This is a genomic window from Rhizobium sp. NZLR10, assembly GCF_019685125.1.
Taxonomy (GTDB): Bacteria; Pseudomonadota; Alphaproteobacteria; order Rhizobiales; family Rhizobiaceae; genus Rhizobium.
Map to the genome: position 1 here is coordinate 22,720 of NZ_JABDWE010000002.1, position 14,819 is coordinate 37,538.

At 60.5% G+C, this 14,819-nt stretch carries 10 protein-coding genes and 1 pseudogene; 5 read left to right on the top strand and 6 right to left on the bottom strand.

Annotated elements, in window-relative coordinates; translation table 11 throughout:
- The first annotated feature begins 4 nt into the window (after positions 1-4).
- Together HJB82_RS03305 and maiA are read left to right on the top strand one after the other, a co-directional pair.
- Positions 5-1,030 (top strand): fumarylacetoacetate hydrolase family protein, encoded by a 1,026-nt coding sequence (locus tag HJB82_RS03305; RefSeq protein WP_221139576.1) that lies wholly within the window; start codon positions 5-7, stop codon positions 1,028-1,030.
- The gene (gene maiA, locus HJB82_RS03310) at positions 1,027-1,659 is read left to right on the top strand and encodes a maleylacetoacetate isomerase (protein WP_221139577.1); all 633 of its coding nucleotides are present in this window, start codon (positions 1,027-1,029) and stop codon (positions 1,657-1,659) included. Before HJB82_RS03305 ends, maiA begins: the two co-directional genes overlap by 4 nt.
- A 36-nt stretch (positions 1,660-1,695) precedes the next feature.
- Here the strand turns inward: maiA and HJB82_RS03315 are convergent, their stop codons facing one another.
- The gene (locus HJB82_RS03315) at positions 1,696-2,166 is read right to left on the bottom strand and encodes an MEKHLA domain-containing protein (protein ID WP_221139578.1); all 471 of its coding nucleotides are present in this window, start codon (positions 2,164-2,166) and stop codon (positions 1,696-1,698) included.
- A 308-nt stretch (positions 2,167-2,474) separates the two neighbouring features.
- Between HJB82_RS03315 and HJB82_RS03320 the strand changes: the two genes are divergently transcribed.
- Positions 2,475-3,809, top strand: a complete 1,335-nt coding sequence (locus HJB82_RS03320; protein WP_221139579.1) for a hypothetical protein — start codon at positions 2,475-2,477, stop codon at positions 3,807-3,809.
- Between the two features lie 91 nt (positions 3,810-3,900).
- On the opposite strand, the gene HJB82_RS03325 is transcribed toward HJB82_RS03320, so the two are convergent.
- Complete coding sequence (locus HJB82_RS03325; protein ID WP_207583897.1) at positions 3,901-4,809, bottom strand: hypothetical protein; 909 nt, start codon at positions 4,807-4,809, stop codon at positions 3,901-3,903.
- Positions 4,810-5,039: 230 nt separating this feature from the next.
- Here HJB82_RS03325 and HJB82_RS03330 point away from each other — a divergent pair, with 230 nt between their 5' ends.
- Entirely contained in the window at positions 5,040-6,308 is a 1,269-nt protein-coding gene (locus tag HJB82_RS03330) for a patatin-like phospholipase family protein (protein ID WP_221139580.1), read from the top strand.
- A 74-nt stretch (positions 6,309-6,382) separates the two neighbouring features.
- Here the strand turns inward: HJB82_RS03330 and HJB82_RS03335 are convergent, their stop codons facing one another.
- Positions 6,383-8,284 (bottom strand): potassium transporter Kup, encoded by a 1,902-nt coding sequence (locus tag HJB82_RS03335; RefSeq protein WP_207583899.1) that lies wholly within the window; start codon positions 8,282-8,284, stop codon positions 6,383-6,385.
- Positions 8,285-8,440: 156 nt separating this feature from the next.
- Here HJB82_RS03335 and HJB82_RS03340 point away from each other — a divergent pair.
- A pseudogene (locus HJB82_RS03340) lies at positions 8,441-8,773 on the top strand (chloride channel protein); the annotation flags it as partial.
- Between the two features lie 273 nt (positions 8,774-9,046).
- On the opposite strand, the gene HJB82_RS03345 reads toward HJB82_RS03340, so the two are convergent.
- The 3 genes from HJB82_RS03345 to gpt form a co-directional block, all read right to left on the bottom strand.
- The gene (locus HJB82_RS03345; RefSeq protein ID WP_221139581.1) at positions 9,047-12,862 is read right to left on the bottom strand and encodes a vitamin B12-dependent ribonucleotide reductase; all 3,816 of its coding nucleotides are present in this window, start codon (positions 12,860-12,862) and stop codon (positions 9,047-9,049) included.
- A gap of 588 nt (positions 12,863-13,450) precedes the next feature.
- Positions 13,451-14,041 carry a hypothetical protein gene (locus HJB82_RS03350; RefSeq protein ID WP_207583901.1) on the bottom strand — a complete coding sequence of 197 codons (591 nt, stop codon included), beginning with the start codon at positions 14,039-14,041 and terminating at the stop codon, positions 13,451-13,453.
- Positions 14,042-14,231: 190 nt separating this feature from the next.
- Positions 14,232-14,726, bottom strand: a complete 495-nt coding sequence (gene gpt / locus HJB82_RS03355) for a xanthine phosphoribosyltransferase (RefSeq protein ID WP_164009136.1) — start codon at positions 14,724-14,726, stop codon at positions 14,232-14,234.
- Positions 14,727-14,819 lie beyond the last annotated feature (93 nt).

Consider the following 14,819-nt stretch of genomic DNA (forward strand, 5'->3'; position numbering starts at 1 on the left):
GAACATGAAACTTGCGACCTTGAAGGATTCCACCAGAGACGGCCGCCTCGTCGTCGTGTCCCGCGACCTGACCCGCTGCTCCGAAGTCGGCCATATCGCCCGCACGCTGCAGGCAGCACTCGACGACTGGGAGCATGTGGCGCCGAGACTTGCGCTGATTGCCGAAGGCATTGAGACAGGCGCCCAGCCGACGCTCCGGTTTCACGAGCATGACGCAACGTCACCTTTGCCGCGGGCCTATCAATGGGCCGACGGTTCCGCTTACGTCAACCATGTCGAACTGGTGCGCAAGGCGCGCGGCGCCGAGATGCCGGCAAGCTTCTGGACCGATCCACTGATGTATCAAGGAGGCTCGGATAGTTTCCTCGCGCCGCGCGAGCCGATCCTGGTGGCTGACGAGGCCTATGGGATCGACATGGAAGGCGAGGTCGCCGTCGTCACCGGCGACGTTGCCATGGAGGCAAGCCCGGAAGCGGCACGCGACGCCATCCGCCTCGTGATGCTGGTCAACGACGTGTCGCTGCGCGGTCTGATCCCCCACGAACTGGCCAAGGGATTTGGTTTCTTCCAATCCAAGCCGGCTTCGGCATTTTCGCCTGTCACTGTGACGCCGGACGAGCTCGGGGACGCCTGGGATGGCGGCAAGCTGCATCTGCCGTTACTGGTCAGCCTGAATGGCAAGTCCTTCGGCAAGGCCAATGCCGGCATCGATATGACGTTCGATTTCGGCCAGCTGATCGCCCATGCCGCCAAAACCCGAAATCTGACGGCCGGAACGATCATCGGCTCGGGAACTGTTTCCAACAAGCTCGACGGCGGTGCGGGCAGGCCGGTCGCAGACGGCGGCGACGGCTACTCCTGCATCGCCGAGATCCGGATAATCGAGACGATCGAAACCGGCTCGCCGAAGACGCCCTTCATGCGGTTCGGCGATCAGGTCCGCATCGAGATGAAGGACCGTGCCGGCCACTCGATCTTCGGGGCAATTGAGCAGACCGTCGAACGAAATGGGGGAATGAAGCCGTTATGAGCGAAGTCGTTCTTTACGACTATTGGAGATCGTCCGCGAGTTATCGCGTCCGCATCGCGCTCAACCTGCTGGAGATCGACTATCGGACGGTGCCGATCAATCTGCTGGAGGGAGCGCACAGGAAGCCGGACTATCTCACGCTCAACCCGCAGGGGCTGGTGCCGACCCTGGTGATCGAGGGACAAGTTCTGACCCAGTCGTTGGCCATTATCGAATATCTGGCCGAGCTACGGCCGGAATACGGATTGCTGCCATCGGACGGCGCCGACCGCCAGCATGTCCGCGCGCTTGCCTATGCGGTCGCCATGGACATCCATCCGATCTGCAATATGCATGTCGTAACGCATCTCCTGACCATGACCGACAAGGCTGACGCCCGGGAGGAATGGATGAAGCATTTCATCGCCGACGGATTGCGCAAGCTGGAGGCGATGATTGGCGAAGTCGATGGAGCCTTCAGCTTTGGCGATCGGCTGACAATGGCGGACTTCTGCCTTATCCCACAAGTCTACAATGCCCGCCGTTGGGGCGTTGATGTCACCAATTTCAAGCGTATCGTCGATATCGACGCCCGGTGCGCCGAACTGCCGGCCTTCCAGGCGGCGCATCCTGACCGCGTGAGGCCGTGATTTCACCGCCGGCGGGGCAGATCCGGCGGTAGCCGACTATTCGTCCCGCCATGATGGGAATATCGCAGCCTGGCCCAGCCGCTTCCCGGTCTCATCGATCAGTTGCCAGACGGTCACATTCTCGATCCAGAAACGGCGCCCCGATTTCGCGATCCTGACGCCGCGGCCATTCTCGACAAAACCATCGCGGGTCACGCTATCCAGCAGCCGCTGACGCTCGGCGCGGTCAGGCTGCTCGGTCGAAAGCCGCGACGGCAGCGAGATGAATTCATCCCAGCTATATTCGAAGCAGGTCAGCGCCGTGCGGTTCGCGTAGATGAAGCGTGGGTCGGGCTCGCTATTGTGCGCGAGGACCACGAAAGGCGCATCGTGGTAAAGCCAGTCAGGCCCCTGCCCATCCTGGACAAGGCGACGGCCGACGATGCGCATGTGGCTTCCGGTGAGCAGGGAAAAGAAATCGGGATCGCTCGTCAGGTCGAGGGCATGATTGTCATGGGTAGAAGTCACGAAGTGCCTCGCTGGTCAAATGCTTCGGTGCAGGCGACATAGCCGATATTCATTGCGCAGGTCGATGCCTTGTGAACTGCGATCCTCACGCTGGCGTTTACCTTCTCTCAACACTTCTGATTGTGCCGCTTGCCAGAAGATCGCCCTTGTGCATTGATCGGATACTGCTGGGGTAGGTATCTACTTTCTCTGCGAAGCTGTTGTTCTTCAGGCCGTAATCGGCGCCGTTTGGTCGCCGATAAGGCAAGGCTCAATCCGGCTATACCCCTGCGCAAGTTATGCTGCGAATGACCACAGGAGAAATACAGGTGCTCGAGGGCTGGGGAAGAATGCGCAAATCCGTCTCGTTGATATCGATGCTGCTCGCGTTCGTCGCCATGGCCGGAGAGGGGCATGCGGCAATTTCCTACCAACGTCTGGACGGCGCCCCGGGAGAGCGTGGTCTGGTGATAAAGGGCGTGTTTGAATTCTCCGACGATCCGATGAAGCTTGTCGACGAATACAGGCAGTATCAAGCGGACTATATCAGCTTTGACTCGCCCGGCGGAAACGTGGTCACCGCGATCAGCTTCGGCCGCGCCATCCGCGCGCTGAATGCAAGAACGCTCCAGATCAGAGCCATGGAATGTGCATCGGCTTGCGCCTTCGCCTTCGCCGGCGGCGTTGAAAGGTTTGCCGAGCCGGGCTCCATCGGCGTGCATCGGGTTTCCCTGTCCGACGATGTCCCCATGGACAACAAATTGGCAGTCTCGTCCGTTCAATCGCTGACCGGCGACATCATCGGATATCTCACCGACATGGGGGTAAGCCCCAATCTGCTGCAGCTCAGCCTGTCGATCGACAGCACCGATATAAGGTATCTCACCGCTGCGGAGATGCGGGACTGGAATATCAACACGCCCGAGAACATGCCCTCGCCACAGGAAAGCGGGTCGCCACCTGCGGACGCGGCGCCTCAGGTGAGCGCAAAACCCGCCGACATGCCGTCGGCGGACCCAAGCGCGCCCGAGGAGGGTGCTGCATCCCCACCCGGCGACCTGACCACGGAAGCGATTGATTTCGCCAACCGATACAATGACGAATGGTCGAAAGACAGCGCCTCGGCGCTGGCCTTCATGAAAAGCGTCTATGCCGACGAGGTCTCCTTCTTCGGGACCTCGGTCGACAAAGACGTCGTCCTAAAGGACAAGGCGGCCTTCGCCCAACACTGGCCGGAGCGCATATACAGCGTCAAGCCCGGCTCCTTGACTGCCAGTTGCGCCGGAAAATGCGAAATGTCAGGAGTTGTCGAGTGGTTTGCCCGCAACCGGGATACGGGTAGGACTTCCTCCGGGATGGCGGAATTCTCTTTCGTGTGGAACACGGCCTCCCTGCAGATCGAGTCCGAGACCGGAAAGGTGCTGGCCACGGACAAGGGTGCCAAGGCGCCGGATCGGTTGATTGACCAGTGGATAGGGCTGGACGACATCTGCCGCGGTAGCCTCGACCGCGAGGGCGTCAAGACACTGCAGGCGTGCAAACGGCGCGACGAGCTCGGTCCGCTGCTCGATCGCCTCGACTGGTGTTATGGCCGTGAGGGTGAAGCCGGAATGGACTGGGAATGGCACAAATGCGATGCCAACTCCCGGAGGTATGCAGAGTAGATATCGCCGGTCCGCAGCCAGCGACCGCAGGGGCCGCAGTCCGCCCGAGGGAACGAGCGGCCGGTTACTGCTTCAAAGCGGAGGTATCTGGCTAGCAACCATCAAGCACCTTGATCCTCAAGACCAGTGTTTTGCCAAACACATAGGTGGTCTGGACATCGGCGCGGCCCTTACAGCGACGACCGTCATTGGTGACGTATTTGTAGGAAACCCTGACCTCATCGTCGCCGCGCAACGCCGTGCCTGTGAGTTTTAGCGGCTGCGACATCGCGCCGAAGAAGGCGTGGATCGAAGCTTCGTTGAAGGGCCCCTGGCCGCGCTTTTCCGGAACGACGAGCGCCGAGGCGGTTTCACCATCGGCTGCAGCGAGCGCGGAGTAAAAGGCCGTCACCGCGCCCATCGGATCGTGTGGAAACGTCTTGCCCGCCTCGGACGCCGGATCAGGTCCGTCCTCGTCGATCGCGTCGTAGGTGATGCCCACGGCCTGCGCCTTGGCGGCCGTCAGCCACGCGATGCCTTCAGGTGGTGCCGACGTCACGTAGGCGATGGCGGTATCGGACAATCCCAACTGGTTGAGGTAGGCGCCGACCAGCGCATTGGCGACGCCGCTCTCGCTGGCCTTGCCGTCCACCACGCGATAGGCGGCATGGAAGCCGATATTGGATTCAGGCTGAAGAAACCGGGGCGACCCGGCAAGCCAGGTGAGGGCGCAAGCTGACGCGCACAAGGTCCCCGGCGGGGTGGCCGTGGCAAAGCCTCGAAGGCGGATGGCACGCCCGATCTCGATCCCGGCTTTGAGATCCCCGCCCTCGCTGTTCAGGAAAACAAGGGCCTTGCTGGAGGCCGCGGCCAGGTTTCTGAAGACGATTTCGTCACCGTCGTTCAAGACGCCCGTGACGGAGATCAGATCGGTATCATTCTCCAACGGCTGTCGCGTGATCTCTGCCGCAGACAGAGGAAATGCGCATAGAAACAACAGCCCAGCCGCGATGTAACGCATCGATTCGCCCCGCCTTTACGATCATTATTGAACATTGCGAGGAATTTTTTGCAAGTCCGATCGGGGCGGCCCACCGAGGCAGGCTTCGGTCAATCCGCGGAGTGGCGGATCGAAGTGAAAGATGGGCTGGATCGCCATCTCTGCGCAAATCCACTAGGACATTCCTACGCGCCGATCTTGATCTGGTATACATCGGATGTCGGCATTCTGTTAACGCGACACGATAAAGCATGTCAGAACACGAGCATCCCGAGGAAGACAGCGTCTTGTCTGGATCCGGCGAACCCGAGAAACCCGCGGAGCGCTATCAACTTGGCCTTTGCCTTTCGGGCGGCGGCTATCGGGCCATGCTGTTCCACGCGGGATCGCTGGCGAGGCTGAACGAGGCCGGTCTTCTGGCGAAGCTCGACATGATCTCGTCGGTATCGGGCGGATCCATCGCCTCCGGTCTGCTGGCCTATGTGTGGCCGCGGCTGGTCTTTAAGAATGAGGTCGCCGTCAACTTCAAGACGGAATATGTCGATCGCATTCTGGCCTTCAGCCAGGTCTTCGCCGATGGGCCGAGCTTTCTGAAGGGCGTGTTCAATCCCTTCTCGAGCGCGGCGGAGGAGGCGGCAAAACTCTATGAGCGACATCTGTTCGATGGAAAGTCACCAAGCCTGAGAGATCTTCCGGGATCGCCCTGGTTCGTATTCTGCTCCAGCAATCTCAGCACCGGTTCGCTCTTCCGCATGTCTAACCGCTATATCGCGGACTACAGGATCGGCCTGTCGTTTCATCCGGCACTTTCGCTCGCGACCGCGGTTGCCGCTTCGGCTGCATTCCCGCCCGTACTGTCACCGCTGCGATTGGACCTGTCGCAGTTTTCCTGGAAGAGGGAAAAACTCGATGACACGGTTGGCGAACCCGTTGCTCCGGACAGGGCGATATTGAGCGACGGTGGCGTTTACGACAATCACGGCATCGAGCCGGCGCTGAAACGCTGCGACTGCCTGCTCGTCAGCGACGCAGGAGCGCCTTGGCGCTCCTCCACCACCCGCGGATACTGGAACTATCTCTCCCAGCTCAAGCGTGTTCTCGATACCACCGACAATCAGGTGAGGTCGTTGAGGCGGCGAGACCTGGTCGCCGCCTTCAAGGCTGCAAAACTGGCGGATATGCTTGGCCTCGACGATCCCTCGAAATCGGCTCTGCGCGCAAGAACGCGTGGCGTCTATTGGTCGATCGACAGCAAGAACGCCGAACTCGAGCCATATGCATCTTACACGCTGCCGCCGTCCCCGGTCGTTCCCTCCGACGTCGGCACCTACGTTCATTTCTTGGGCGCTGAGGAGACGGAGCACCTGACGAATTGGGGGCATTACGTGTGCGACGCCATGCTCAACCGGTTTTATCAATCGCAGCTGGTTCCATCATTTGGGCCGCCATTAATTGCCGGCGCCGTGAAGCCATCTTGGACGGCGAGGGCCAGCAAGCGCCTATTCGACTTCCTGCTGTGAGCAGAGGGGCGACGAGGTTGAATACGGACAAAGATTGTTCCCGCGAGTGCGTCGGCGTCTGACGCTTGTAATATTCAGATCGTCGTCTGTAGGCCAAGTTCGACAACTCGGCCGGTTGGAAGTCCGAAATAGTCTGTCGCATTGCCGGCATTCTGCGCAAGCGTAATGAAGAGACGATCCTGCCAGAACGGCATGCCGCCTTTCTTGGAAGGCAGGATCGTCCGCCGTGACAGGAAGAAGGACGTGGACATGATGTCGAATTTCAGCCCCAGCTTACGTACCAGGACGAGGGCGCGGGGAATGTTCGGCGTCTCCATGAAGCCGAAGGTGACGACCAGCCGGCTGAACAGCGGATTGAAACTCTCCAGGAAAATCTTCTCGTCGTCGGGGACAAAAGGCGTCGTCGCGGTCACGACGCTCAGGATGATGTTTTGCTCGTGAAGTACCTTGTAATGCTTGAGGCTATGCAGAAGCGCAGTCGGTGCCCCTTCGACGTCGCTGGTGAGGAAGATGGCCGTGCCCGGCACAGTCGGTGGTTTCTTTTGCGCGAGCCTGTTGATGATCGACGCCAGCGGGATTTCGTCCATCTTCGTGCGGGCGGCGAGCAGACGACGACCGGACATCCAGGTCTGCATGATGAGACCCATCGTGCAGGCGACCGCGACTGGCACCCAGCCGCCGTCGGCGAACTTGGCGACGTTGGCGGTGAAGAAGCCCGCGTCGATCAGGAAGAGCGGCGCCACGGCCGCCGCGGCGCTTACCGGTTTCCAGTTCCAAACGCGTAGCATGACGACGAAGAGAAGCACCGAAGTGATCAACATCTCTCCAGTCACGGCGATGCCGTAGGCGGCGGACAGCCCACGCGAGCTACGGAAGTAGAGAACCAGCGCGACCACGAAGATGAAGAGGAAGGAGTTCACCTGCGGCATGAATATCTGCCCGGAATGGGCCTCGGAGGTATGCAGGATCTGCAGGCGCGGCAGCAAGTTGAGGTGCATGGCCTGACGGACAAGCGAGTAGGCGCCTGAAATGACCGCCTGACTGGCGATGACGGTCGCCGCCGTCGCCAGGCAGACCATCGGAATTTTCGCCCAGTCGGGATGCATGCCGAAGAAGGGGTGTTCGGCCATCTCCGGATTTGAGAGCACGAAGGCGCCCTGACCGAAGTAGTTGAGCAGGAGGCAGGGAAAGACGAGCAGGAACCAGGCCATCACGATCGGACGCCGGCCGAAATGGCCGAGGTCGACGTAGAGGGCCTCCGCACCTGTAACCGCGAGAAAGACGGCGCCCAGCACCGTCACTGTGATGCCGACGTTGTTTGTCGCATAGCGGAGCGCATGGAGCGGATTGACGGCCGAAAAGACAGCTGGATCGTCGAGGATATGGATCGCCCCGCTGAGCCCGAGCACCACGAACCACAGCGCCATGACCGGTCCGAACACTGCTGCCACGCCGGCCGTGCCGAAGCGCTGAACGAAGAAAAGCACAGCAATGATCGTGAGAGTTATCGGGACGATCCACGTCGACAAAGCCGGGGCAACCACCTGGATCCCTTCAACAGCCGACAATACCGATATGGCCGGAGTGATGATGGCGTCGCCAAGGAAGAGCGATGCGCCCGCAACGCCGAGCACGAGGACCCAGGCCGGCCTGCCGGAGAGACTTTCCCGAGCCAGCGTCATGAGGGAAAGTGTACCGCCTTCGCCACGGTTGTCGGCCTTGAGCACGAACGTGACATACTTCACGGTCACGACGATCGTCAGGGCCCAGACGATCAGAGAAAGGATTCCAAGCACGTTCTCACGATGCGATCCGCTTCCCGCGGTCGCATGGAGCGCTTCCCTGAAGGCGTAGAGCGGGCTGGTGCCGATGTCGCCGTAGACGACGCCGAGCGCCGCCAGGACCAACGCAGGCAAGCCGCTTTGCGTTTCATGTTCGAGTTCGGGATCCCGGGATCGGAGCTGCGGATAGGCCAAGGGCGGACTCGTGGTTTGGAGAAGCTCGGCGTCCGGATACGCCAGCAGGAGGGACGCTGTTAAATATGCAAGGCCATGCCGACCTCGTCAAACGAGTTGGGGGCTCAGGGGTTCCATGTACGACCTCGTCGAGCCTTTCCGGCCGAAGCCCCTGTCATTCCGGGCGACATCTTCGCGCCCTCGCTTGCAGTCGGCGCCCGCTTCGGCAGCACGGTCGGTTCGTTGCTCGGCACCAGCATCGCCCTTGCCACTATTCTCGGCATGGCCGGCTATTTCGCGGGCGTCGTGCAGGCCCCGACCCGATGACGGCTTTTGTCATCATCCTGGAAATCACCGGTGATCACTAAGCCATCATCCCGATCATGGCGATGTCGATGATCAGCTACGTGACATCGCGCATCCTGTGAGCCTCTCTATCACGGTCTGTCACGGGTGTGCGTCGCAGCCGCCATCCGGGCGCATCGTGCGATCGACAAAGAGTGTCCCTGAGCGACCGACGGGATGCTTCAGGATCGACGTCCAACACGCCCGAGCGGATTCTCTCGAAACGATGGGGCAGGATTCTCTGCCGAGGCTGCTGTCTCAACGCCCTTCGGCGTCCGGAAACGACGGCGAGAGTGCACTGCCCAAGCCTCGCACAATCAACAGGGATATCTCGAACGGGTTCGTCTCGCCCAAAGTTTTCGGCTTGGGGCGAGACGTATTCTGCGTTTCAGTGGCTGCCCGTCAAAATGAATGGCTGCCTATACATCCGCGCATTACTCAGCTGCACCCGCTCGTAGCCCCACACGTGTCGCACTTCTCGCAAGTCCCATTCCGCACCATCGTGAAGTTTTGGCACTCCGAGCAAATATTGCCCGTATAGCCCTGCATGATCGAGCGCTGGCGGCGTTCGGCTTCGAGCTTCTTGGCTTCGGATTTCGCCGTTGCCGCGTCGGCTGCCGCCTTGTCGGAGAAGAGGGCGGTGGCGTCGCTGGTGATTTCCTCCGTCACCTCTTCGGCGATCTCTTCGGCCAATTCCTTGGCGCGCTCCTCGTAGTCGCGCTTGAAGGCGACGATTTCGGAGGTGGAGATGGCAACCGTCGGCTCCAGCTTGCGGGCAGCGCTGCCGGCAAAGACGGTGACGGTGCCGGTCGAGGTGGCGCGGGCAGGGGCTGAGGTGGCAGAACCCTTGGGTTCGCCCGCCTGGCGTTCGCCGCCGGTGCCTGAAACCAGCGTCGGCTTGTAGCCGCGGGTCCAGCCGGTCGACAGCAGGTTGGTCTTGCCTTCCTGGATGCCCTTGCCGAGAGCGGTGTTCGAGAAATCAGACGTGTCGACATGCGCCAGGTCATGGCGGCCGAGATAGGAAACGGCCAGTTCGCGGAAGACATAGTCGAGGATCGAGGTGGCGTTCTTGATCGCGTCATTGCCGATGACCATGCCGGCCGGCTCGAACTTGGTGAAGGTGAAGGCCTCGACATATTCCTCCAGCGGCACGCCATATTGAAGGCCGAGCGAGATGGCGATGGCGAAATTGTTCATCATCGCCCGGAAGGCAGCGCCTTCCTTGTGCATGTCGATGAAGATCTCGCCGATGCGGCCGTCGCCGAATTCGCCGGTGCGGAGATAGACCTTGTGTCCGCCGACGGCGGCCTTCTGGGTATAGCCCTGGCGGCGGTTCGGCAGTTTTTCGCGTTCGCGGGAAACACGCTCGACCACCCGCTCGATGATTTTCTCGGTGATGGTGACGGCCTGGGCGGCGAGGGGCGCTTGCAGCAGTTCCTCCAGCGCATCCTCGTCGTCCTCGTCTTCGATCAGCGAGGCATTGAGCGGCTGCGACAGCTTCGAGCCGTCACGATAAAGCGCATTGGCCTTGAGGCCGAGCTTCCAGGACAAGAGGTAGGCGTTCTTGCAATCCTCGACGGTTGCGTCGTTCGGCATGTTGATCGTCTTGGAAATCGCGCCCGAGATGAAGGGTTGGGCCGCCGCCATCATGCGGATATGGCTTTCCACAGAGAGGTAGCGCTTGCCGATCTTGCCGCAGGGATTGGCGCAATCGAACACCGGCAGGTGCTCGGCCTTCAGGAAGGGTGCGCCTTCCAGCGTCATCGCGCCGCAGACATGGATGTTGGCGGCTTCGATGTCCTTCCTCGAGAAGCCGATATGGTCGAGCAGGCTGAAGCTCATGTCGGCCAGCTGTTCGTCGGAAACCTTCAGCGTCTCCTTCAGGAAGTCGGCGCCGAGCGTCCACTGGTTGAAGACGAACTTGATGTCGAAGGCGCTCTTCAGCGCGGCATTGACGGCTTCCACCTTCTCGTCGGTGAAGCCCTTGGTCTTCAGCGTCGATGGATTGATTGCCGGCGCCTGGTTCAGGTTGCCGTGGCCGACGGCATAGGCCTCGATCTCGGCGATCTGGCTTTCCGAATAGCCGAGCGTGCGCAGCGCGTCGGGCACGGCCCGGTTGATGATCTTGAAGTAGCCGCCGCCGGCGAGTTTCTTGAACTTGACGAGGGCGAAGTCTGGCTCGATGCCGGTGGTGTCGCAATCCATGACGAGGCCGATCGTGCCTGTGGGAGCGATGACCGAGACCTGGGCATTGCGGTAGCCATGCTGTTCGCCAAGCGCGAGCGCCTTGTCCCAGGCCGATTTGGCATGGGCGACGAGATCCTGGTCCGGGTTTTCCGAATGGATCAGCGCGACAGGATCGATCGACAGGGCCTCATAGCCTGAAATCTCGCCATAGGCGGCGCGGCGATGGTTGCGGATGACCCGCAGCATGCTCTCGCGGTTCGGCGCGAAGTTCGGAAAGGCCCCGAGTTCGCCCGCCATTTCGGCCGAGGTCGCATAGCAGACGCCGGTCATGATCGCCGTCAGCGAACCGGCGATGGCGCGGGCTTCGATGGAGTCGTAGGGAATGCCCGACGACATCAGCAGGCCGCCGATATTGGCATAGCCGAGGCCGAGCGTGCGGTATTCATAGGAGAGTTCGGCAATGCGCTTCGACGGGAACTGCGCCATCATCACCGAGACTTCGAGCACGACGGTCCACAGGCGAACGGCGTGTTCGTAGTCGGCGATGTTGATGCGCTTGGTGGCCTTGTCCTTGAACTGCAAGAGGTTCAGCGAGGCAAGGTTGCAGGCCGTGTCGTCGAGGAACATGTATTCCGAGCACGGGTTCGAGCCACGGATCGGGCCGCCGGCGGGCGAGGTGTGCCAGTCGTTCATCGTCGTGTTGAAATGGATGCCCGGATCGGCCGAGGCCCAGGCGGCGTAGGAAATCGTTTCCCAGAGATCGCGCGCCTTCAGCGTCTTCATCACCCTGCCGTCCTTGCGGGCGGTCAGGTTCCATTCGCCGTCAGTCTCGACGGCGCGCAGGAAGTCGTCCTTGATCGAGACGGAGTTGTTGGAGTTCTGGCCCGATACAGTGAGGTAGGCTTCCGAGTCCCAATCCGTGTCGTAGGTCTTGAATTCGAGATCCTTGTAGCCCTGGCGAGCGAACTGGATGACACGCTGGACGTAATTCTCGGGAACCTGATCCTTCTTGGCGGCGCGGATTTCGCGCTTCAGGGCAGGGTTCTTAGTGGGGTCGTAGCAATCGCCATTGTCGCCGCCTTCGCAATTGAAGCAGGCTTTCATGATCGACTTCAGGTGCCTTGCGACGATCTTCGAGCCGGTGACGAGGGCCGCGACCTTCTGCTCTTCCTTGACCTTCCAGTTGATGTATTCCTCGATATCGGGATGGTCGATATCGACGACCACCATCTTGGCGGCGCGGCGCGTCGTGCCGCCCGATTTGATGGCGCCGGCGGCGCGGTCGCCGATCTTCAGGAAGCTCATCAGGCCGGAGGAGCGGCCGCCGCCGGAAAGTTTTTCGCCTTCGCCGCGCAGCATCGAGAAGTTGGAGCCGGTGCCGGAGCCGTATTTGAACAGGCGCGCCTCACGCACCCAAAGGTCCATGATGCCGCCTTCGTTGACGAGATCGTCCTCGACCGACTGAATGAAGCAGGCATGCGGCTGCGGGTGTTCGTAGGCCGACTTGGACTTGGTCAGCTTGCCGGTGAAGGGGTCGACGTAGAAATGGCCCTGGCCGGGGCCGTCGATGCCATAGGCCCAGTGCAGGCCGGTGTTGAACCACTGCGGCGAGTTCGGGGCAACGCGCTGGGTGGCGAGCATATAGGCAAGCTCGTCCTGGAAGGCCGAAGCATCTTCCTCAGAAGAGAAGTAGCCGCCCTTCCAGCCCCAATAGGTCCAGGTGCCGGCAAGACGGTCGAAAACCTGGCGCGCATCGATTTCGGAGCCGGTCTGCTCATCCTTGGACAGGGTCTTCAGCGCCGCATCGTCGGGAACGGAGCGCCACAGGAAGGAAGGAACGTCGTTTTCCTCGACCTTCTTCAGCCGGGTGGGAACGCCGGCCTTGCGAAAATACTTCTGCGCCAGAACGTCGGTCGCGACCTGGGAGAACTGCGCGGGAACGTCGATATTCTCGAGGCGGAACACGATCGAACCATCAGGGTTCTTGATCTCGCTCGTCGCCTTGCGGAATTCGATATCCGCATAGGCGCCGTGTCCGGCCTTGGTGAAACGACGTTCGATGCGCATGGTCTTAACCTCGTGTTGGCGCCCGATCCCCGCGACCAGGGCGCAAAATTCCTATCCGGCGGCACTTTTGTCGTCGTGCAGCCAGTCTCGTTTCCGTATTGTCACAGGGGTGTCATCCGGAGATGCCCTTCCTGTATCTTGTGGTGATGGTGGCTGCAAACACTAAATATAGTATTAACAGCTTATTATCGCCAGTCCCAATGTCACTTTTTTGGAGGCTGAAAACCGCGCAGAAATCCTGTCAGGCCTGAACCGTTCCCGGCACATTACCCTGATTCCGCGTCTAATTTTCAAAAGGGAACCGGGCTCGTTACCTCCGGTCCTGTCGCCGCCGCAACATCAGAGACAGTAAGTTTGAAACAGGTGATTCCGTCAAGGGCTGGCTCTTAATAGATTGCTAACCACAACATCTTGTGGATGCGCCTGTGGAGATTGGGGAAAGCCGGGGAGCCCTGAAATTACAATGGCTTGCACGCGTCGCCGGCTAAGGAAAGTGCTGGAACGGCAAAAAAACGTCCCGCGGCAAATCTTGTGATGGCATTTCCGGCGCAAATGCGCATGCCGATTCGGCGAGGAAATTCGCACTCTTCAGAGCGCATCGATGGCGATGGTGACGGTGGCGACGCCGATCGGCCTGTCCTCTTCGTCCATGACGACGAAGCTCGCCTGCGTTTCGAGCATCTGGGTGGATTCGTTGCGTTCCGCCCGGTCGATGAAAATCTCGCGGGAGCCGTTGGCGAAAGTTCTGAGGTATTTTTCCTCGTCGCCCTGCCAATAGTCGGCGGTGATGGTGCTTTGCCCTACGTTCAGCCCATGACTGTCGGTGACGAAAAATTCGACGATCGCCCCCTGCGAGGCGTCCTGCCTGGTTTTCAGGTAATGCGACACGGATTTGTCGAGCAGCAGCTTGACCATCTGCAGGTGGTGCTGATCGACCTCCGACCGGTAGATCTCGTCGAGCACCCGCATATCCATTTCGCTGACATTGCCGAACTGCGCATTCTGCTCGGCGATGGCTTTCAGCACCAGCGGCGTTTCCACCATTGGCCGGATCCGCGTCTCGACATAGTCGCGCACCAGGGGAATATAAGCAGGCTCGGCGCGGGCAAGCGTCGGCGGAAACAGAAAGGACGCCAACCCAAGGGTTACAGCCGCTCCTATATGCACCCACCGCGCCATCTTGCTTCCCTGTACCGTATCGTCGCTGCACGCTTTAAGCGCAACTTGAAACGATTCGCACCCCGCTTAGTATATGAGCATAAGGTAAAATAGATGTGCAGATCCCGATAGCGGATTCACGAGGCCGGGTTGACAAAATCTGGAACAATTTCAAGTGGTAAATATTAGGATCGCGCGCTCTGATCGGCGATCAGCGCGGACCCTTGGCAATCGGCTCCTGGTAGGTGAAGCCCATGTCCCAAGGGAAGTAGATCCAGGTATCCTGGCTCACCTCGGTGATGAACGTATCGACGGTGGGAACGCCCTTCGGCTTGGCATAGACGCAGGCGAAATGTGCCCTCGGCATCATGGTGCGTACCTGGACAGCGGTCTTGCCGGTATCCGTCAGATCGTCGACGACGAGCACGCCTTCGCCGCCATTTTCCTGCAGTTCGGGCGCTATTCCCTTGAGCAGCGTCATGTCGCCCTGGTTGACATAATCATGATAGGAGGCGACGCAGACGGTCTCGATCAGCCGGATGTTCAATTCGCGCGAGATGATCGCGGCCGGGACGAGGCCGCCACGGGTGATGCAGACGATCGCCTTGAACGTCTGGTCGAGGCCGGCAAGCCGCCAGGCAAGCGCGCGCGCATCGCGGTGGAACTGATCCCAGGAAACGGGAAAGGCTTTATCGGGAAGGGACATCGGGCTGCTCCGCGGCATGAAAAAACAACACGCCGTTTGCCGGCGACCGGACGAGCTTGAGGCGGCAATCGGCCAAACCAGAAATCGCGCGAG

What these genes read in the sequence shown, in the direction of transcription:
- gpt (WP_164009136.1), bottom strand. Translation starts at nt 14,726, where the DNA reads ATGTCCCTTCCCGATAAAGCCTTTCCCGTTTCCTGGGATCAGTTCCAC.
- HJB82_RS03325 (WP_207583897.1), bottom strand. Translation starts at nt 4,809, where the DNA reads ATGCGTTACATCGCGGCTGGGCTGTTGTTTCTATGCGCATTTCCTCTG.
- HJB82_RS03345 (WP_221139581.1), bottom strand. Translation starts at nt 12,862, where the DNA reads ATGCGCATCGAACGTCGTTTCACCAAGGCCGGACACGGCGCCTATGCG.
- HJB82_RS03350 (WP_207583901.1), bottom strand. Translation starts at nt 14,041, where the DNA reads ATGGCGCGGTGGGTGCATATAGGAGCGGCTGTAACCCTTGGGTTGGCG.
- HJB82_RS03330 (WP_221139580.1), top strand. Translation starts at nt 5,040, where the DNA reads ATGTCAGAACACGAGCATCCCGAGGAAGACAGCGTCTTGTCTGGATCC.
- maiA (WP_221139577.1), top strand. Translation starts at nt 1,027, where the DNA reads ATGAGCGAAGTCGTTCTTTACGACTATTGGAGATCGTCCGCGAGTTAT.
- HJB82_RS03305 (WP_221139576.1), top strand. Translation starts at nt 5, where the DNA reads ATGAAACTTGCGACCTTGAAGGATTCCACCAGAGACGGCCGCCTCGTC.